This window comes from Rhizobium oryzihabitans (genome assembly GCF_010669145.1).
GTDB classification, from domain to species: Bacteria; Pseudomonadota; Alphaproteobacteria; order Rhizobiales; family Rhizobiaceae; genus Agrobacterium; species Agrobacterium oryzihabitans.
In genome coordinates, this window is the sequence record NZ_CP048637.1 from 268,483 (window position 1) to 287,831 (window position 19,349).

General features: G+C 59.9%; 20 protein-coding genes and 4 pseudogenes. 14 read left to right on the forward strand and 10 right to left on the reverse strand.

All coding sequences use genetic code 11. From position 1 onward, the window contains the following. Positions 1-3: 3 nt before the first annotated feature. From traC to G3A56_RS26985, 7 genes are all read left to right on the forward strand, one after another. Positions 4-300 (forward strand): conjugal transfer protein TraC, encoded by a 297-nt coding sequence (gene traC, locus G3A56_RS26955; RefSeq protein ID WP_164056954.1) that lies wholly within the window; start codon positions 4-6, stop codon positions 298-300. 4 nt (positions 301-304) lie between these two features. Next, on the forward strand, positions 305-520 hold the full coding sequence (gene traD, locus G3A56_RS26960; protein ID WP_164056955.1) for a type IV conjugative transfer system coupling protein TraD: 216 nt from the start codon (positions 305-307) through the stop codon (positions 518-520). Continuing rightward, positions 507-2,444 carry a Ti-type conjugative transfer system protein TraG gene (gene traG / locus G3A56_RS26965; protein ID WP_164056956.1) on the forward strand — a complete coding sequence of 646 codons (1,938 nt, stop codon included), beginning with the start codon at positions 507-509 and terminating at the stop codon, positions 2,442-2,444. Before traD ends, traG begins: the two co-directional genes overlap by 14 nt. Positions 2,445-2,472: 28 nt before the next feature. Continuing rightward, positions 2,473-2,670 (forward strand): hypothetical protein, encoded by a 198-nt coding sequence (locus tag G3A56_RS26970; protein ID WP_164056957.1) that lies wholly within the window; start codon positions 2,473-2,475, stop codon positions 2,668-2,670. Positions 2,671-3,339: 669 nt separating this feature from the next. Next, entirely contained in the window at positions 3,340-5,205 is a 1,866-nt protein-coding gene (locus G3A56_RS26975; RefSeq protein WP_246231462.1) for a reverse transcriptase domain-containing protein, read from the forward strand. Between the two features lie 235 nt (positions 5,206-5,440). After that, positions 5,441-5,749, forward strand: a complete 309-nt coding sequence (locus G3A56_RS26980; RefSeq protein ID WP_164056958.1) for a WGR domain-containing protein — start codon at positions 5,441-5,443, stop codon at positions 5,747-5,749. Positions 5,750-5,814: 65 nt separating this feature from the next. Beyond that, entirely contained in the window at positions 5,815-6,186 is a 372-nt protein-coding gene (locus tag G3A56_RS26985; protein WP_246231473.1) for a thermonuclease family protein, read from the forward strand. 34 nt (positions 6,187-6,220) lie between these two features. Here the strand turns inward: G3A56_RS26985 and G3A56_RS28495 are convergent, their stop codons facing one another. Then, positions 6,221-6,394: a hypothetical protein gene (locus G3A56_RS28495; RefSeq protein WP_170311463.1), complete on the reverse strand. Its 174-nt coding sequence runs from the start codon at positions 6,392-6,394 to the stop codon at positions 6,221-6,223. A 413-nt stretch (positions 6,395-6,807) separates the two neighbouring features. Between G3A56_RS28495 and G3A56_RS26990 the strand changes: the two genes are divergently transcribed. Further along, entirely contained in the window at positions 6,808-7,191 is a 384-nt protein-coding gene (locus G3A56_RS26990) for a hypothetical protein (RefSeq protein ID WP_164056960.1), read from the forward strand. An 85-nt stretch (positions 7,192-7,276) separates the two neighbouring features. On the opposite strand, the gene G3A56_RS28500 is transcribed toward G3A56_RS26990, so the two are convergent. Together G3A56_RS28500 and G3A56_RS26995 are read right to left on the reverse strand one after the other, a co-directional pair. After that, a complete protein-coding gene (locus G3A56_RS28500; protein ID WP_170311464.1) occupies positions 7,277-7,426 on the reverse strand; it encodes a hypothetical protein in 150 nt (49 codons plus the stop codon). 316 nt (positions 7,427-7,742) lie between these two features. After that, a pseudogene (locus G3A56_RS26995) lies at positions 7,743-8,053 on the reverse strand (DUF736 domain-containing protein). Between the two features lie 448 nt (positions 8,054-8,501). Here G3A56_RS26995 and G3A56_RS27000 point away from each other — a divergent pair. Continuing rightward, positions 8,502-8,690, forward strand: a complete 189-nt coding sequence (locus tag G3A56_RS27000) for a hypothetical protein (protein WP_125271654.1) — start codon at positions 8,502-8,504, stop codon at positions 8,688-8,690. Positions 8,691-8,701: 11 nt separating this feature from the next. Here the strand turns inward: G3A56_RS27000 and G3A56_RS27005 are convergent. Next, positions 8,702-9,004: pseudogene (locus G3A56_RS27005) on the reverse strand (zincin-like metallopeptidase domain-containing protein); the annotation flags it as partial. Positions 9,005-9,146: 142 nt separating this feature from the next. Between G3A56_RS27005 and G3A56_RS27010 the strand changes: the two are divergent. From G3A56_RS27010 to G3A56_RS27020, 3 genes and pseudogenes are all read left to right on the forward strand, one after another. After that, positions 9,147-10,283, forward strand: coding sequence for a tyrosine-type recombinase/integrase (locus tag G3A56_RS27010; RefSeq protein ID WP_246231463.1), 1,137 nt, complete (start codon positions 9,147-9,149; stop codon positions 10,281-10,283). Positions 10,284-10,353: 70 nt separating this feature from the next. Next, positions 10,354-11,294: pseudogene (locus G3A56_RS27015) on the forward strand (tyrosine-type recombinase/integrase). Beyond that, the gene (locus G3A56_RS27020; RefSeq protein WP_080823871.1) at positions 11,291-12,280 is read left to right on the forward strand and encodes a tyrosine-type recombinase/integrase; all 990 of its coding nucleotides are present in this window, start codon (positions 11,291-11,293) and stop codon (positions 12,278-12,280) included. The pseudogene G3A56_RS27015 and the gene G3A56_RS27020 overlap by 4 nt, the downstream one beginning before the upstream one ends. A gap of 81 nt (positions 12,281-12,361) precedes the next feature. Here G3A56_RS27020 and G3A56_RS27025 read toward each other — a convergent pair. After that, positions 12,362-12,991 (reverse strand): annotated as a pseudogene (locus G3A56_RS27025) (ArdC family protein); the annotation flags it as partial. Positions 12,992-13,355: 364 nt separating this feature from the next. On the opposite strand from G3A56_RS27025, the gene G3A56_RS27030 reads away from it, so the two are divergent. After that, positions 13,356-13,589: a hypothetical protein gene (locus tag G3A56_RS27030; RefSeq protein WP_246231464.1), complete on the forward strand. Its 234-nt coding sequence runs from the start codon at positions 13,356-13,358 to the stop codon at positions 13,587-13,589. Positions 13,590-13,700: 111 nt separating this feature from the next. Here the strand turns inward: G3A56_RS27030 and G3A56_RS27035 are convergent, their stop codons facing one another. From G3A56_RS27035 to G3A56_RS27055, 5 genes are all read right to left on the reverse strand, one after another. Further along, entirely contained in the window at positions 13,701-14,288 is a 588-nt protein-coding gene (locus tag G3A56_RS27035) for a hypothetical protein (RefSeq protein ID WP_125271652.1), read from the reverse strand. 319 nt (positions 14,289-14,607) lie between these two features. After that, positions 14,608-15,237: a hypothetical protein gene (locus tag G3A56_RS27040; RefSeq protein WP_425503395.1), complete on the reverse strand. Its 630-nt coding sequence runs from the start codon at positions 15,235-15,237 to the stop codon at positions 14,608-14,610. 19 nt (positions 15,238-15,256) lie between these two features. Continuing rightward, positions 15,257-15,394 (reverse strand): hypothetical protein, encoded by a 138-nt coding sequence (locus G3A56_RS29730; protein WP_425503396.1) that lies wholly within the window; start codon positions 15,392-15,394, stop codon positions 15,257-15,259. Positions 15,395-15,405: 11 nt separating this feature from the next. Continuing rightward, complete coding sequence (locus G3A56_RS29735; protein WP_425503401.1) at positions 15,406-16,017, reverse strand: DUF7007 domain-containing protein; 612 nt, start codon at positions 16,015-16,017, stop codon at positions 15,406-15,408. Positions 16,018-16,389: 372 nt separating this feature from the next. Continuing rightward, positions 16,390-18,144 (reverse strand): ParB/RepB/Spo0J family partition protein, encoded by a 1,755-nt coding sequence (locus G3A56_RS27055; protein WP_125271649.1) that lies wholly within the window; start codon positions 18,142-18,144, stop codon positions 16,390-16,392. 302 nt (positions 18,145-18,446) lie between these two features. Between G3A56_RS27055 and G3A56_RS27060 the strand changes: the two genes are divergently transcribed. Further along, positions 18,447-19,337, forward strand: coding sequence for a DUF4238 domain-containing protein (locus G3A56_RS27060; protein WP_164056961.1), 891 nt, complete (start codon positions 18,447-18,449; stop codon positions 19,335-19,337). The last annotated feature ends 12 nt before the right edge of the window (positions 19,338-19,349 follow it).

The following is a 19,349-nucleotide window of genomic DNA, read 5'->3' on the forward strand; positions in this document are numbered from 1 at the left end:
GCGATGAAGAAACCGACTTCCAAAATCCGTGAAGAACTTGCGCGGCTGCAGGAACAGTTGAAGCAGGCGGAAACACGCGATGCCGAACGCATCGGGCGCATTGCGCTGAAGGCAGGGCTTGGAGAAATCGAGATCGAGGACGGAGAGCTTCAGGCAGCGTTCGAGGACGTGGCGAAGCGGTTTCGCGGAGGCAAGGGCGGATCGAACGGGAAGGATAGGGGAGGGGCTGGCGCAAGCGGCCAGTCGGAAACCACGCCGCACACATCTGGCGCGGCTTCGGGCCAAGGTGGCGAGGCTTGAACGCATGCAGCGGCTCACGACAGCAGAGGCCAGAAAGAAAGACGCCCGCGAGAAGATCGAGCTGGGTGGCCTGATCGTAAAAGCAGGCCTTCGCTACGAAAAGCGCGCACTCCTTCTGGGTGTTCTGATCGAAGCGCAAAAGGCGATTGCCGGCAATGAAGAGGAGCGGTCCCGCCTGATCGCAATCGGCGCGGAGGCGTTTGGCAATGAAGGTGACTAGGGCCCTTCTTGCTGTCATCCCGCCCTTGGTGATGATAGCCGTTGCGTTGTTATTGCCGGGGATCGAACAGTGGATTGCGGCTTTCGGATCGACGGCGAAAGCGAAGATGACGCTCGGGCGCATCGGCTTGTCCCTGCCCTATGCGTTGGCGGCAGCAATCGGCGTCATTGCTCTTTTTGCCGCGAATGGTTCGATCAACATCAAGACTGCCGGATGTGGTGTCGCCATAGGGTCGACGACGGTCATTGTGATCGCCACCATCCGCGAAAGCGCTCGGGTCTTGCAATTCGCCGGTCAGGTGCCGACAGGCAAATCCGCTCTATCTTATCTCGATCCCGGGACCATGGGCGGCGCCACCGCAGCCTTCTTCTGCGGCTTGTTTGCAATGCGTGTCGCGATGTTGGGCAACGCTGCTTTTGCACGCTCGGAACCAAAGCGCATCCGCGGCAAGCGGGCGCTGTATGGCGAAGCGGAATGGATGGCATTGCCGCAAGCCGAAAGGCTGTTCGGGGAAGGTGGCGGAATTGTCGTCGGCGAGCGTTACCGCGTCGACCGCGACAGCACGGCCGCGATCTCGTTTCGCGCGGATGCAAAAGAGACTTGGGGCGCTGGAGGCAAATCACCGCTCCTTTGCTTTGATGGATCGTTCGGGTCGAGCCACGGCATCGTTTTTGCGGGTTCCGGCGGCTTCAAAACGACCTCGGTGACGATCCCAACGGCGCTTAAGTGGGGCAGCACGCTGATCGTGCTCGATCCATCAAACGAAGTGGCGCCGATGGTCAAAGCACATCGCAGCGCCGCGGGTCGTGATGTCGTCGTGCTTGATCCTAAAAATCCAGATGTCGGGTTTAACGCCCTCGACTGGATCGGCCGGCACGGCGGGACAAAAGAAGAGGACATCGCGGCGGTCGCCTCCTGGATCATGAGCGATAGCGGCCGCGCCAGTGGCGTGCGCGACGACTTCTTCCGAGCCTCCGGTCTGCAATTGCTGACAGCAATCATTGCCGATGTTTGCCTGTCCGGGCATACGTTAAAGGAACGCCAGACCTTGCGCACGGTGCGGACGAACCTTTCCGAACCCGAGCCGGTGCTCAGAGCCCGGTTGCAGGAGATCTACGACAACTCCGAATCCGATTTCGTCAAGGAGAACGTGGCGGCCTTCGTGAACATGACGCCGGAAACATTCTCGGGCGTCTATGCCAATGCGATCAAGGAAACACACTGGCTGAGCTATCAGAACTATGCAGGCCTGGTTTCGGGATCAACGTTTTCGACGGACGACATCGCGAACGGAAAGACTGATGTCTTCGTTGCCCTCGACCTGAAGACGCTTGAGACCCATTCGGGCCTGGCGCGTGTGATCATCGGCTCGTTTCTGAACGCGATCTACAATCGGGATGGAGCGATGCCGGGAAGGGCCCTCTTCCTTCTCGACGAGGTCGCACGCTTGGGCTTCATGCGTATTCTCGAGACCGCGCGGGATGCGGGCCGCAAATACGGCATTACCCTGACGATGATCTATCAGTCCATCGGCCAGATGCGCGAAACTTACGGCGGCCGGGACGCGACGAGCAAGTGGTTCGAAAGCGCGAGCTGGATATCGTTCGCGGCAATCAACGACCCGGAAACGGCCGATTATATCTCCCGTCGCTGCGGTACGACGACGGTCGAGATCGATCAGGTCAGCCGGAATTTCCAGGCGCGCGGTTCGTCGCGAACGCGGTCGAAGCAACTTGCGAGTCGTCCCCTGATCCAGCCGCATGAAGTCCTGAGGATGCGGTCCGACGAACAGATTGTGTTCACAGGGGGTAACCCACCGCTGCGCTGTGGTCGCGCGATGTGGTTCCGCCGTGACGACATGACCTCATGCGTCGGAGACAACCGGTTCCACAAGAAGCCTGAACCGGTCGAGATTGCAGAGTGAGTCCCGATCAGAATGCAGGGAACCGGATATGAGATACTGGGAAGCATGCCAAGCGCAGGTCACGGCGAGAGAAGCGATCGCAGAATGCCGGCTCCATCATATCGTCGCGATTGTCCGGGACGCTGATCAGTCGCTAGTCGATACCGAGACCGGCGACGTCATCGCGGAGGCAGATGACGAAGGGGAATATTATGGTGGCGATGTCCTCGGCTATATCGGCTACTGAGCGCCGGTGGCGCGACCGCGAAAGGATCGTGACCCGAATGGGGTGCGCCGTTGTGGCGTGGAGAAAAAGAAGGAGTGTTCGAAAGAATGGAGCCTACTGGTTCGGCTCTTACTCACCCGGCTTACCGGTGTCGGAAACGACTGAAACCCCGAAAGGGGAACGGGACCAGAGCATGCCGGGAAAAGGCTCAAAATCGGGCGCCGCAGTCCGGTGGAGAGCGCAGAGTAAGGTGTGCATGGTGAAAGCTGATATGCCTGAATCCCAGTTTCCAGTTGCTAAAGGGTTGGCTGTAGTGAATGCGGCTGAAACGCTATGTCGTGCGAGATGGAAAGCACTGCCCTGTGCGCCCCATCACCAGTTCGCGCGGGACGACTTCCATCGGAAGGTCAAGGAAATAAACGGGACACCTAAACACACCGCGACTCCTCACACACGCAACTACGGGATCGCCTGTAGCAGGTTCAGCGTTGAACCTGTATGGCGACGGAGCCGTCATAGTACCCAAATGCCCTGCGTAATGGCAGGGACAGCCGTCGACAGGCGGACGAGCACGCGTATAAGTCCGGCCAGTCCGGTCGAACGCGCCTCTGATCGGGGGAAGGACGATGCCGCCAATAACGGCATTTGCAGTATGCAAAGAAGACGTTCTTTGACGGAGAGGTACTGCTGATGCAGGCCGCGACTATCCAGAAAAGAATTGAATCACTACCGACATTGTCAGGGTCGGGAAGGAAGATAAACGGCCTTCACCGCCTGTTGAGGTCTCCGTACCTCTTTGAGCGGGCATTCGAAAAGGTTTCCCGGAACAGGGGAGCCGGCACGCCGGGAATTGATGGCAAAACTTTTGACGGAATAACGTCGTCAGAGTTGGCCGGCATTGCCGCGCGTGTATCGGAGGGTACTTATCGCTTCCGACCAGCCCGACGGGTATATATTCCGAAGGGTAACGGCAAAACACGACCGCTGGGCATACCCACGGTGGAGGACCGGCTCGTCCAAGAGGCAGTCAGGATCATTCTCGAAGCAATCTACGAGCCCGTGTTTCTCGATGAGTCACGTGGGTTCCGCCCGAGGCGATCCTGTCATAGCGCCCTTGAGCTTATCAAGAAAACTTGGACGGGTTGCAAATGGCTGATCGAAGTGGATGTGCGCGGGTTCTTCGACAACATCGACCACGATATTCTGCTAGAGCTTCTAAAGAGGCGTATCGATGACGATAGGTTCATCGAACTGATCGAAGGAATGCTCAAAGCGGGCTACATGGAAGATTGGGTCTTCGAACGCACGTACAGCGGCACACCACAGGGCGGGGTTATCTCGCCCCTGCTTGCCAACATCTATCTGCATGAACTCGACCAGTTCATGCAGACGTTGCGGGTGAGCTTTGATCAGGGTCGCAAACGGCGTCCGTTTGCGGCCTACGCGGCGTTACAACATCGCGTCCATCGCCTCCGCCGAGAGGTTGAACGGCTCCGTGCCGTTGGCACGGATCAGGGTCAGATTAACGCCGTGATGGCGCAGATCGAAGCCCTCAATAGGGAAAGGCGGAAAATGCCGTCCGTCGATCCTATGGACCCGAACTTCAAAAGGCTCCGCTACTGTCGGTATGCCGATGACTTCCTGATCGGCATCATCGGCAGCAAGCAGGAAGCGCGCGAGATTATGGCTTCCGTTGAACAATATCTCACGGAAACCCTGAAGCTCGCCGTTGCGCCCGAGAAAAGTGGGATCCATGCCGCATCAAAGGGAGTGACCTTCCTTGGGTACCGCATCTCGACATTCACCTCGACCTGCGCCGGACGGAAATCCGACCGCAAGGGGCCTGATGGACGGACTTGGCGTATCCTGCGCCGTCCGACCACCGGCAATGTCAGCCTGCGTGTGCCACGAGATAGGGTCACCGCGTTCTGTCACAGGCATGGCTATGGCGATCTCGCCAGAAAGAATGGCCATCGACGAGTACAGTTCGCACATACCAGCGATCGCAACATCGTCCTCGCCTATAACTCGGAGTTCCGTGGCTTCGCCAACTATTACGTGTTGGCCGATGACGTCAAAAAAGCGTTAGGGCTGTTGGAACTGGTGACGCTCCGCAGTCTCGTGAAAACGCTGGCGATGCGTCATCGGACAACAACGGCAAAGATCAGGGCACGTCTGAGCAAGGGCACGGATTACGAGGTCTCCTCGGTGATACGTGGTGAAGTTCGCAGCCTCAAACTGTGGCGTCTGAAGCATCTACGCCGCATCTCTTGGACAAGTCCAGTGGTGGACGATGTCACCAAGGGAGCGTGGTGGGTCAAAAGCCCAAACGACCTCATCGACCGCCTCGATGCACGCGAATGCGACATCTGTGGTGATACGCGCGGGCCGTTCGTAGTGCATCATCGTCATGGCGATCGGCATTTGCGAGACAAGCCGTTGACGAACCGGAACTTGGGGACCGTGCAGCGTCGGACGATGATTGTCTGTCCGGCCTGCCGGGACGTCACAAGTTCCTGTCGGGTGAAACCGCATATGGAGAGCCGTGTGCATTGAAAGGTGCAAGCACGGTTCGGAGGGAGGCGTAGGGGTATTCTGTTCGCAGATGCCCCACGCCTACCCTACCGAAGACCGCTTGCGGGCTTCGTTCGCCGCGGCGAATAGAGCCGTACGCCGAAGGCGGATCGCCCGGAATTTGACCTTGGAGACCCTTCACTCGATTGAATCGATGACTCGAAACCGATTCATAAAAGTCGTTGGACCGTGGATTTCGATCGCGCGATCCTGGGTCATGATCGCACAACCTTATCAGCTTTATGTGGAACGCACGGATCGCGCCAAGAACATGGCCCGCTTCTATGCCATGTCGATCGACGCCAACCTTTTCGGCGAACTTTGCCTGACGAGACGATGGGGTCGGATCGGCGCCAAGGGCCAGACTTTGATCCACCATTTCGAGCGGGAGCAGGATGCCGTCAACCTTTTTCTGGACCTGACCCGTCAGAAGCGGGCGCGAGGTTATCGAACGAGATGCTCAGTGAACCGTGAGCTGGATCGTTCCGCGATCTCTGACATCCTGCAGCAGGGGGCGACCCGTTGAGCCGACACGTTACAGGCTACGCTCTCATTGCACTCATTTTAGGCGCGACATCGCTCTCCACGTTCGTGGAAGCCTCGCAATACACGGTTACTGCTCGTTTCGCAAAGTGCTCTTCCAGCATTCGAAGAAACTGTGTCGTTGACGGCGACACGCTCTGGCTCAACGGGCAGAAAGTGAGAGTTGCCGATATCGATGCACCCGAGATCAGTACCCCGAGATGCAGTTCTGAGCTTGCACTCGGGAATAGGGCGACGGACCGCTTGATCGAGCTCGTCAATGAAGGACCGTTCCAGCTTCACGCCTGGCCCGGCCGCGATACGGATCGCTACGGCCGCAAGCTTCGGGTCCTCGTTAGAGATGGCAGGAGTCTTGGCGACCGTCTGGTCGCCGAGGGCCTTGCCAGAACATGGTCGGGCCGGCGCCAACCATGGTGCTGAGGAACCGGCCCGCCGAAGCGGGCCGGTTGACGCCTTACGAGCGCCGGTTCCAATCGGTCTCGAAGTTGACTTCGATCTCGACGAAGAACGGGATCTTGATCGCGACCTTCAGGCCGAGTTTACCCTTGCGGAAGAAGTGACAGATGATCTTGTCAAGTGCGCGAAGCCGGCGGCCGGTGTGGCGCAAGAATTTAGCGAGTTGTTGCATGATGTTTCTCCTGTGATTGCGTTTCATCGCGGGGATGAGATTGCGGATCGGGAAGGAGTGCTGCACCGTGGGACCCCATTGCGCTAGCGCGATGGGAAGGCGCGAACGGCCGCAGCGTAGCGGAGGACCTGAGGCCGACTGAATTTTGTGTCGCGAGGAAGCCGAAGGCGGGGAAAATTCTGGCGGCATCAGGTTGCGGCAGGACGATCGATCCGCACCATCCCTGATGTCGATGAAATGGGATCGCAGGAGAACCGCAACGGTCGATGATGCCCAATGCTATCCGCTGCCCCAGACAAAGCGATCTCGGGGCTCCAGACACGTGGACTACTAGCGACGGGTTCTGGCGTCAGGGCTGGCCGTATAGGATGACCCACCAATCACAGAGGCCAGCTTCAGCTGGAATTGGACCAATGAACGATACTATCGACAGCGCACTGCTCATGGCGACGCGCGGCTATCGGATTGACACCCTGATCGTAACCAAGAGCGAGGATGGCGATCCGATGGTATCCATGTTCATCCTTGATGCCGACATGCAGCTGTTTCGTGTCGTCTACGACGCCAGCGGGGGTATTACGTTTAAAGTCGAGGATCTTGACGACGTTATCTTCTCCCGCTCACAACTTGAAATGATTGCCAAAATGCAGGTTCTCGCCGATCGCAAGTGGAAGCAGATCCAGCAGTTTTGGGTAGATGGCAAGGATACCTGGGAGGGGTTCGAAAGCCTTCTCGATGACCCTGATGAGAGCTGGAAGCTGACAGCCTTTGATCCCGGGACGCAAACACCAAACTGATTGCAGGAACGCGCGTCGCCTTGGTCGCGCCTGCATTAGGGTCGCGGAGACCGAACTCCGGTGCTCCTGGTTTCGTAAGCCGCCCTCAATGAGGCGGCTCTTCGTCGACAAGGGCATCAAGCTCTGCCTGAGCGGCATCCAGCTCGGCCTGGATCTGGCGACGCTCGCCGGCGTCGCACGCGTTACGAAGCTCGGCCCGCAGTTCCTCGATCTGGATTTCAATGTCGTAGGTCATCGTCTGATCTCCTTGTATGTGAAAGACGATGACAGCGGCCGGGAGGGGATGGCGGGGTCAGGGATCGCGTGAGCGACCGGCGGAGCCGGGGAGTGGGGGAGCCGATTTTCGGAGGACGCCGTGGGCGTCTGGAAAAAATTGGGGGAACCGCTCATCCTTGAGGCAGGCATGCGCGAGCGGCAGAATACCAGATCCTGAGCAGCTATCCCTCCCTCTCGTGTGCCACCAAAAAAGCCGGACCAGGCTCGATGCCTGATCCGGCTTTGGGTTTTCGCTGAAGGAATGACCCCGCCCTTTGGGGCGGGGTCGGAGCGCCTCAGTCCCGGCTCGGGCGGGACCAGATCAGCTGGTAGCCGTCTTCCCCTTCGACCTCGGTGAGCGTCGCGTAGATCGGGCGGGGAAGCTCGGGTCGTCGAGCTTGACCGAGAGGTAGTCGCGGTCGGTTTGCTCCGAGCGCTTCTGCCAGGCGGCGCCGAGTTCAACGGCTCCCGCGAAGATGCGGAACTGCGGACCCTTGTCGGAGGGATTTTCGATGCGGGCGATGCGGGCCTTGACGTTGAGGGCGAGGGTGCGGATCGAGCCGGTGAAGCCGTTTTCGGTGGAGGTGAAGGTGCCGATGGTAGCCATTGTCGTATTCCTTTTCGCTGTTTCGGGCCGCTCCATTGCGGCCTCGATGGCAGTCGCAAAGGCCGGGGACGATCGGACCGCACCTGGCAAGGCCGGAACAGCGTGAAGGGCGGCGCGGAGACGCTTTCTTGTTTCGCGAGGAATGGCGGCGTGAGCCGGCAGGGGATGAAAGTGATGGAGCGCCGTTGCGGGAATAAGATCGAGGCGAAGCCGCTCTCCGGCCAGACATGCCTCATCGAGCCCGCGAATGGAGCCCTGTCGTCAAGGGAAAGGAATATGGCAATGGCGGCCGGCACCACCGTGCCTCGGTTTAACGGCATACCGGATCGGCCAGATCGTTGAGTTCACCGTTAAGGCACCTCATATTCGCAATCTCCCCAGTCGCAACGGCTTGCAGCCCCAATCGTTCTCAGTAGAGTTGCCGGGCGATTCGTCGCCTGGAGGAAATATGGCAAAGCAGACGAAACCGTTTATCGTCGAAATCAAGCAGTCCCGGAAAGTGAAGACCGGCGTTCAAAAGCCGTCGATCTGGGGTTCGTTGGACCTGCGAATGGCCGATGATCGCGAGCCACCTGTGGACCGGGCAGATGAAACGGCCGCCATCGTTGCTGGCGACCGGTCCGAGCGGATCATCTGAATAACGCTGTATCAGGCTGCCGCCCTCACTTCTGCTCCATCTGCCTGCAATCCGTGGAGGAAGGCGACCGCCCGCTGCGCATGGGCTGCCGCCTGAAAGATCGCCCGCTTGTCTTCAGCCAGTACCGATAACCAGGACTGAAGGTATGCGGCGTGGTCCGGCCGGGGCTCGAGTTCGGGAACGATCCCGAGATCAGCGCATAAAAAGCAGCTTCCGAGCTCCGCGATTAACTCTTCCCGTGCTCTTTCGCTGCGGTCCTTGCTGTAACGCGACAAGTCACGCCCGACCCGATCTTCTGGCGAAGTCCAATGCGTTTTATGCCGATATCGGCATAAGACGCATAATGCCGCGATCCGGATTATGCCGCATCTCTTTGAGAACCCGCGGCCTGCAGGGTGATCGCGTCAATGGCGTTCGGCATAATCTTCGTGGCTCCAACAACAAGGAGCACGAAAGATGCCTGCGATTCTGAACACCTGCGTCGAGCCCTACCTGGACTCGTTTATCCAGCGGCTCGTTGCCGCCGATTACAAGGCGCCGACCATCAAAGAGTACCGGTCGATCATTCGAAGGCTTGGCCAGGTGATGGATGCGGAAGGGGTAAAGCTTTCAAAACTCACGCTTGACATGGCCGATCGGCTGGGACGGACGTTGCCGCGGAGGTATTACCAGAGTGTCCGCCCTCACAAACTCGCACATCGGTTTGCCCAGCATCTGATCGACATCGGCGTGGTAGAGCCCACGGCGCCAACCCAAGCGCAGATCGCGCGCGCCGACTTGTTGGCAAGGTTCGAAACCTATCTCGTTAAACAACGAGGCCTCAGCCAGCGGACGATCTATCACTCGCTGCGCTTCGCCAACCGTTTCCTCGACTACCGCTTCGGAGAAACGACGATCGATATCGGTTGCTTGCGTCCCGCCGATGCGATCGGGTTCGTGGAGCATGTCCTGGCGAGCGCGCGCCGCGACAAAACGATTGGTACGCATGTTCGGAATTTCCTCCAATATCTGTTTGCATGTGGAGCTACGTCGACCAATCTGGCGCTGAGCGTACCGAAAACTGCAAAGTCCTGGAGTCCGCGACTGCCACGACATCTGTCGCCGGATGGCGTCGAAGCGGTCCTGGCTAATGTGCGCGACAATCCAAGGCACGGCGCACGGGACTATGCGATGCTGCTGCTCATGGCCCGGCTCGGGTTGAGAGCAGTCGAGGTCATGGCAATCCAACTCGACGACATCGATTGGCGCGCCGGCGAACTCATGGTGCGCGGCAAGGGCAAACTACACGACCGGTTACCGATCACGATGGAGGTCGGCGATGCGCTGAGCCGCTATCTTCGTGAAGAGAGAGGCCCTGCGACGTGCCGCACGATGTTTGTCACCCATCGCGCCCCGCATCGACCGTTCAAAGATAGCCAGATCGTCAATAACGTCCTCAAGGAGGCATTGAAGGCAACCGGCCAGAAGCCGGTGACACCCTATGTGGGATCGCACCTGCTCCGCCATAGTCTTGCGACCCAATTGGTGAACACGGGGCTTCGCTGGATGAAATCGGCGACGTGTTGCGACACCGATCACGAACATCGACGATGATCTATGCACGCATCGACATTGAAGGCCTGCGATCGATCGCACAGCCTTGGCCAGTGGGGGGAGGTGTGTGATGAGCCTCACCATCCAACTCGACCGCTATCTGAGTGTCAGGCGCAGCCTGGGCTATGATCTTGGTACCGCTGCTCGCATCCTTCGTCGCTTCACCCGCTTCGCTGACCGCGAGGGCGCCACACATGTCGACACGGCGTTGTTCCTGCGTTGGCACGGCACGCTGGCTGAGGCCTGCTCCTCGACCAGAGGGGCCAGGCTGACTGTTGTGCGTCTGTTCGCACAATGGCTGAGCAGCTTCGATCCAGCTCATGAGGTGCCCCACAAGGGCTGCTACCAAGCTCGATCCGACGGTCGCGTCCACACATTTACAGCGACGATGAAATCAGAACAATCATCGCGGCCGCGAAAGAACTGCCGTCGATCTACGGTCTGCGAGGCCTGACCTGCTCCACTCTGTTCGGGCTCATCGCGGTTACTGGTCTTCGTATCAGCGAGGCGTTGGCGCTTGACCGGGATGACATCGACACATTGAACCGCGTGCTGCGGGTACGGCAGGGCAAGCTTGGCAAAGAGCGCTTGCTACCGCTCCATCTCAGCGTCGTCACGCACCTGATCGACTATCTTGCCGAACGGGACCGGCTGATCGGCCATCCTGTCGCGGCGCTGTTCGTCACCGACAAAGCTTCACGGCTCACCGACTGCGGGGCCCGATACAACTTTGCGCGGGCATGTCAGGACGCCGGCCTCAGAACCCATCAACCACACTGCAAACATGGACGGGGACCGCGCATTCACGATCTTCGCCACAGCTTCGCTGTGAAGACGATGATCTTTTGGTACCGCACCGGCAAAGACCCGGCACGCGAGATGATCCGGCTGACTACCTATCTCGGTCACGGCAGCCCTGCCAACACGTACTGGTATCTGGAAGCAGTGCCCGAATTGCTCGGTCTGGCAATGGCGCGAGCGACATCCGACGACGAGGAGGCAGGTCGATGAGTGTTGCTACCTTGCCTTCGTTAATCCAGCGCTTCTTCACTGACCGGCTCCGCATCCAGATGGAAGCGAGCCCCCATACGATTGCCGGCTACCGGGATACGTTCCGACTTTTGTTGCGGTACGCAAGTGCACGACACAGCAAGCCGCCGGTCAAGTTGACGATCGAAGATATCGACGCCGATCTGGTTGCCGACTTCCTCGTCTATACTGAGACTGCCCGAGGCAACAGCGCACGCAGCAGAAACACCAGGCTCGCCGCGATCAGATCCTTCTTCCGCTATGTCGCGATGAGCGACCCGACTTGGCTGCTACAATGTCAGCGGATCCTCGCCATGCCCAACAAGCGCTACGTGCGGCGCGAGGTGACGTTCCTCGACACCAACGAAATCGCTGCCTTGCTGGCAGCGCCTGACCGGCAGACATGGGCGGGGCGACGCGACCATGCCCTGCTGTTACTCGCGGTACAAACCGGGCTCAGGGCCTCCGAGCTGGTCGGTCTCAAGTGTGCTGACGTGGTACTCGGATCCGGCGCTCATATCCGCTGCATGGGAAAGGGCAGGAAGGAGCGCGCCACCCCGCTTCGCCGTGAAACGGCCAAGCTCCTGGCCGTTTGGATCGGGGACGGTGACAAGGGCAGGCCGCTATTCCCATCGATCAGAGGGGAGCCGCTGAGCCACGATGCCCTTGAGCATCTCGTGCGCAAACATTGCCTGACGGCATCACGCACGTGCCCCAGCATTGGCTGCAAGCGGGTTACGCCGCATACGCTGCGCCACAGTACGGCGATGGACCTGCTCCATCACGGCGTCGATCCTGCGGTCATCGCGCTCTGGCTTGGTCACGAAAACGTCGAGACCACCCAGATCTACATCCATGCCGACATGCGAATGAAGGAAAAGGCGCTTGCCCGCGTCGCGGCCCCGGCAACGCCTTCGGGGCGGTTCCGGCCAGACGATAACCTGCTCGCCTTCCTGGAAGGGCTCTGATTATTCCGAACAGCCGCATGGCCGAAAACAGGCAACAGGCCTCCAAAAGAGGCCATGCGGCATAATCCGGATCGCGGCATTATGCGTCGATTCATGACTGAGGGTCGCGTAATAGCTGGCCGCGTCCTTGAACGCCTGAAACGGCGGCATCTGGATGTGATCCGACCCCGGCGCGTAGAAGGCCTGGTTGCCGCCGTGGCGGATGATCGCGCCGGTATTGCGGAAGAAGCGCTCGGCGGTGTCAATACGTCCAATCGGATCAAGATCGGGCTGCGGTCGATCATGGAAATGGTCCGGCAGGCCATCGATCTGCGCTATATTAAAGACAGAATACGCCTTGAGAAACGGGATCTCGCGGTCAACTGCGCCACCGTTCCCATCTGCCTCGGACTTGGTGAATCGGCTGGCGAAGACAACCGTCGACCCGGTCTCTCCCTTGCGAACGGCGGCCCCCAATTCGAGCGCCTGCTTGAATGTCATCCACATCGACGAGGAAAAGCCGCGCGATATCTGTTCCGACCAGAGCAGAAGCACGTTCATCCCTGAGTATGGAGTGCCGTTGTGCCGAAGTGGGCGCGTGATGCGACCCTCTGTATTGCCCGCACTCCATGGCTTCATCCACGGGCGCACACCCATTTCCAGGTCCTCAATAATCCGGTCGGTGATCTTGTTATGAATGTCGGCTCGCTTCGATTCCGGGTTCCTGCTCATTTTCGTCTCCATAATTTCAGGAACCGCGCCAATCGCGGTCCCGTCGCGGAGGCAGAAGGCAGGAGCCCCAGAGGCGGGGCCAAGCACCGGAACGGCCGCAACAGCGTGGAGGACGGCGATGCCGTTGCCTGGCGCCGGCGGCTCCTGCAGGTCCGAAGCACGAGACGGGACCACGTCCAGTGGCGCTCAACCGCCAATCCGTTCGAAATTATCGCGGTCACAACACGACATCGACGTGCTGGAATCGTGTCCACGTTTCAGTTTCAGCGCGAACCCGGATATCGTAGCGATTGGCGGGACAGGGGATCTAGGCATGCCGGAATGGCCCAAAGAAAAGCTTTTGAAACACGGCCCGGAGCTTCCGATGGAGGAGCGTATCCGGCGATATCAGGAAAACATTCGCACCATCAGGGCATCTGGCTGCACTGTTCCAACCTCCGCCATGGTCGATTCCCTCGATCCTGCGGTGATCGAACTGTGGTTCGCCGACAACGCCTTTTCGATCGATCGGATTCGGAAACTGACGGCAACGATCGCCGAGCTCCCCGATGACACAGCGTTTCCCAGCCCGTTGATCCCCATCGCCAAGGGCGAGTAAAAGAACCGACTTGAGCTGCAGTCACCGCAACGATGAGCGGTGGCATGCCGCCGCTCGTTGTTGAATGAAGCATGTAGAGGCGGGGCCGGAGCCCCACCTTGGTGCAAGTCCTTAGTCGAAGGCCGACATTTGTGCTTCGGCGGCCTTGCGATCGACGGACTGTCCGGGATTTTCAACCGGGCGATCGAAGGGCTTCCAGTTCTCGCCGACGATGTGCTTGTAGGCGGCGACGGCACCTTCGGCGGCCATGCGCAACGCATGGGCTTGGATGCCCATGTCTGCGGCGAATTCACGTTTGCGGTGGGCGGCGCTGTCGTAACCGACGGGACCGTCCAGGTCCTCGTCGCGGGCGTCGTTTGCAGCCTTGGCTGTGGCATCGCGCGCCTGGGTGACGGCATTGCTGTAGAACTGTCCAGCGCCGTGGGCGGAGCCGACATAGGCGCCGACGATGCGCTGGAGGTGTATCTGCATGGCACGTTCGCCAAGGCCTTCGCTGAGAGCATCGGCGGTCTCGGAGATGAGCCGCTCATGGAGATCGCGGATCCCGTCGCTGTCGATGACCGCGGTCCCGAAGCTTTCGGCGATCTTGATCGCCTGGGCGCTGTCGGGGCAGGTGAGCCGGACCATTTCGACGGTGGCGCCCTTGCGAAGTTGGACGACGCGGGCAGTCTGGCGAGGATTGGTTGCGGGCTTGGCCATGTCTCTTCCTTTCGAGCCGAAGCGGTTCCGGCCCCGTGCCGGCTTGCCCTTCGGTGCGGTCGACCCGAACCGGCGGAAGACGGGCGCTTCAGGGTCCGGGCCTGTCCAAGCCAAGCGGAGCCGATTTGCGAGCAAGCAGGGCGGAAGCCCTGTGATGTCGAGCGAAGCTGTTCCGTGCAGGGTGGCGGGGTCCGGCCGCCCCGCGGCGCGATAGCGGCCTTGAAGCGAACGGCCGCTGGTTCAGACCGCAGCAAAACCGAAGGACAAACCGTCACGGAGCCCTAACTGGACCTGGAAAGGGAGATGGTCCCAGCCCGCACTATTCCTCGACCTTGCCGGCAAGCTCACCGGATACCGCGACGTTTCCGTCGGGCTGGCTCCCCGTAACTGCCTTAGGCAACCGGTAGGATTGAAGCCAGGTCGGGCCATGGGTGTTTCGAAGCCCGCGCAGGATCCCGCCATCGTCATGCGGCGGTCCACCCATCCAGACATTGTTCAGGATGCTCTTCCAGCGTCGGCCGTGCCTGGCGGCATAGGCAAGGAGTGCTGCTTCCTGCTCGGTGCTGAGAACAGGCAATCGCTCGCGTGTCCGTTTTTCGGAACGCGGCGCTGTCCCTTCACGCTCGGAGATCATCCGTCGAAGCTCTGCAACGCCTGCGTCGAGACAAGCCTTCCCCTCGAGATAATGAAACCGCAGCCAGAACGCCGTGCGCTCGACATCGGACGATCCGATCCCGGCCTGCTGTTCAAGGTCGCCAATGGTCGATATGGTGCAAGCCCTCCCGGTTCGAGTGATGTTGCGCGCCGACGGCCGACAGACTGTTCCGCAGCGCTGCAATCGCCGCGTCCTGCCGTGCCAGCTTTCGCGAGAGGGCATCGACTTCCGGCTGGCGTTCGGCGGTGATGCCGGCGAGGTTGGCGCGATAGCGTTCGAGCAGGGTCCGTCCATCGGGCGCCCTTCCCTTGCGTTAGCCAGTTTGCCGTCTGGCGATCTGCGGCATGATCGCCGTCATCCGACGGCTGATCTGCCGTTCGATAATCTGCAGCTGCTTTTGGGTCTGGCGGCGCGCGTCCTCCATGCGGGATAGCTGCGTTTTGGGAGACATGACTGATCTCATCATGCCGCCCTCACGCTCCAGCCGGCGAAGCTCGACGGCCCGTCATAGACAGTGTGAAGCTGCAGATCGATGACGAAGCCGAAACCGCTGCGCTTACTGTATTCTGCATCCGATACGAGAAAACGCCGTTCTTCCTGGCCAAACTCGCGTTTGCCGCCTTTTGTGGCGATGACCTCGGTCATGCCGGCATGTTGGGATGAGGTGATTGCCGAGATGACGATCCAGTCGTTGGCGTGGGTGAGATCGAAACACGCGCGATCCTTCGTCCGGGATTCCCCAGGCTCGAGCCGACGACCGCGCAGCTTTTCCCAGAAGGCCGGAAAGGTGTGCTTGGCGATTTCCTCGGCGCATCGGCGTTCGTAACCCGTGAACACGTCCGGAAACGTCAATGCAACGATTGCCCATTCGCAGTCCTCTTCGTACCAACCGCCCGCGCTGCGAACGGAGGAATCGACAATATGATTTCGATCGTGAGAAAGATGAAAGCCGCCATGGCCGGATGTCGAGTAGCTGACGATCCCTCGACATAGATCGTTGCCATCTGCGAGCCGCCCCAGGGCGTGCTCGCCGTCATGCGCGTCTGGACACGAGCGAAGGTTGCGAGTTCCGATATGTGCTCTGCAGTCTCGATTGCACGCAGACGGAAGGCCGCTTCGTCGGCCACCCGGCCATCATGACGATAAAAATGATGGCGTCGCGCTTCGGCCAAAGGCTTTGTGAACCGCCAGGCGCTGGCGAGAAAGAAATCGCCGGTTCCGTTGGATATGAGGCCGAGAAGGACGTCGTCAATGCGAGCAACGGGAAACCCGTCGGCGCTTGTCCCGAATTCGACACGGTCGGCGGCAGAATTGCTGCCTAAAGGGTGTATGGCAGGCGCGATTGAAGGTCCGTTCATTGCCGGGCTCCTTTCATAGGGGTGTTGTAAATGCGAACCGCCGGCCCAAGGGCCGGCGGCGTAACGCATGATCTGAAGAGGTTTGCGGCTATTCAGCCGCGATCCCGTAAGCGGTCTCGTGATCGTCAAGCGTCGCCGCATCATCATCGGCATCGCTCAAATCGGAGACATCGAGATCGTCGTCGGCATCCTCATTCGGGGCGTCGATGCCGGTGGCACTCCCATCCGGCGCCTCGACCTCCTCCTGCGAGCCTTCCTCCTGGTCGAGATGCTTGAGGATGGCAGAAACGTCAGCAGCCTCCGGCGCGAACAAGGCAGACGGATGGACGAGGTTCGCCTCGCCTTCGAAGTGGGTGACGAGAGCCGACCGGGTTTCGCGAACGCGCGCACGCGGCTCGAGCCCGGCATCCTTGGCGACGATTTCAAGCGCCTGGCGCGACAGGGATGCGAGGAAGTCCTCCGAGCCCATGTTCGGGAGGTAACTGTCTGCGCCGATCGCCTCGCCGGCCAAGCGCGAGACGACGCCGCTATTCGAGATGCCACGGCGGCACGAAAGCACATCGATCAAAGCGGATCGTGCCGCAACACGCACCGTATCCATGTCAAATGCGAGCCTGCCATCCTCCGTCATCAGTCGCGCAGCATGGCGGCCGAAACGAGCACCGCCGTAGAGCGCACCGCCGGCGCCGGAATCGACCCGGACATTCAACCCGGCAAAGGCGAGCACGAGCAGCGCCATCAGCATGTCGTCCTCGATCGGCGCGCGGCTGAGGGCATCGTGGAGAGCGTCGGTGCGAAAATCACCGATCATGTCCTGGCCCTTCTGCGTCACATCGGGGCGAGCCTTCGGCGGTGAGACCGCATCTTCCGCGGCGGTTCCGCTGGCATCTGAAACGCTGCCACCCTTCCGCTTCGCGGCCTCCGGCATGCGGTAGTGGACAGTCTGGACCTTTCCGTCGCGGTCGAGATACAGGCCCGCATGATCGGACTTCGACGGTTTGCCATAGACTTGGCTCGCCTTTTTCGGCAGTTCCGGCTGACCCCAGCTGTTCACCTCAACGATCGAGCCGCGCTTCGGCAAGTTCGCCGTCATCCATTCATGCTGGGCGCCGAGAAAGCCCTCGACGTTGGTCGTGTAGCGGCTGTCCTGATCGGCAGGTGCGAAGAGGTCCTCGACCCACTCGATGCCGTAGGCCTCGCGGAGATCGTCGCCGAAGCTGGCATCCTTGGCATACATGCGCTTCTTCGTTAGCGCATTGGCGATCGACCACCAGGCGGCGGTGTCGCCTTTCTTCGGCTTATGGGCCTTCCAGACCTCCTTCTGCTCCACCTCGCCAGCGGCTGCAATGATCCGGAGCTGCTGTTCGGAGGGCATGTCGCCAAGTGCCATCTGTTCCAGCATCGCCGGCAGGACGTTGGCCAGCAGCCGCAACTTGCGGATCTGGCGGACGGGGAGAGCGAGAGCGACGGCGATCGCTTCCTCGGTCCAGCCGAGTGCAACGAGCCGCTCGATACCGCGCCATTGGTCCACGGGGTTCAACGCCTCGCGCACACTGTTTTCGATCATGGACCGCATGGCGCCGTTGTCGTTGGCGGCGTCTACCACCAGGATCTCGATTTCTTCGAGACCAGCCGCGATTGCGAGGCGGACACGGCGGTGGCCGGCATCGATAATGTAGCCATTGCCACCACCCGCTTCCGGCGCGACTATCGGCGGCTGGACGATCCCAACGGCTTTGATCGTGGCGAGCATCAACGCATCTGCCTGCGGTGACGACTTCGTCTGGCGCATACGGTCTGGGTTTTCCTTCAGAGCGCGAGGATCGACCTTCTGGATCTGCATGGGACTGTCCTTTCGGGAGATTTGCGAGCCGGCGCCTTGCCAGCCCTTCCTGTCTTCATTCTTTCCGAAGACACCTCCTGGACCGCAGCGCGGCCGGACTGCCGCAACTGCGGCCGAGCATCCCTGACGGGAAGGACAAGCGGGGCAACTGCCCTGCGATGGACGACCGACCGGGATGGCGCAGGCGGCGGTTGAGCGACGAGCGGCGGCAGGAGGACCGCGCTGCGACCCAATCCTTTTTCCTCCTTTTATTTCCCCACAACCTTTCGGAGAATGACGGAGGAATCAAAGGTGAAGGACGGATGAGCAAAAACATCACCAAGAAATGCCATTGGGTGCCTCAAGCATACCTTCGGAATTTTGCATGCCCTCCAGAAAGCGAGGAGAAAATATGGCGATTAAGCAAGGAGACGCTTGTTGCGGAGCGCAAGCCAATTGCGAAGGTGGCTGTCAAATTCCACCTCTACTCGCCACAAGACACAGCCGGCCGCCGCGACGACAGATTCGAGAGAAAACTCGGAGACTTAGAGACTTGGTTCGGTAGCCCTGCCTGGAAGGCACTATGTGGAGATTTTCCGGACTACTCGAAGAGCTGGTTCAGGAAAATGATCTCCCTGTTGGTGGCGACCATGTATCTGAGAAATCCGTCGGTTCTCGAATGGACCAAAGGGTTTCACCAATCGGTACTCGCGAGTGCAAAGGGCAACAGCCGGCCGCCGAGCCATATCAGAATCGGGCAGACCTCTTCCGAGATTTCAGAGGACACGTGGGCGGAATATCTTGGAGCTAACGACGAAGACCTTAAAAGGGCATGGATCAGCATCGTGGAGAAATGCGGTTGGTTTGCAGAACAGCTGATGTCTCTCCGCTGGGCGATCCTCATCTCGGAACGCCCTGTTTTTGTAACGTCGGACAACCCTGTGGCGTTCTATCACCCCAGCCTGCAGTTCAAGGGGATGAACGACCCTCAGACTTTTTTGATGTTCCCGCTTTCACCCACTCGCGTCCTCACAATGGATCATCGACATGATCAGCCCGACGGCAGATATTATCCGCTAAATCACAGTGGCGCGAGCACGAATACGTTGATCTGGAGGAACTCGATCGAGCATATGTTCTCATCGCGACATCCCGATACAGTGTGCGAGGAAATGGTCGCCGACGCGGAGGCCATGGGCTTCGCAAGTCACTGACGAGGGAAATGG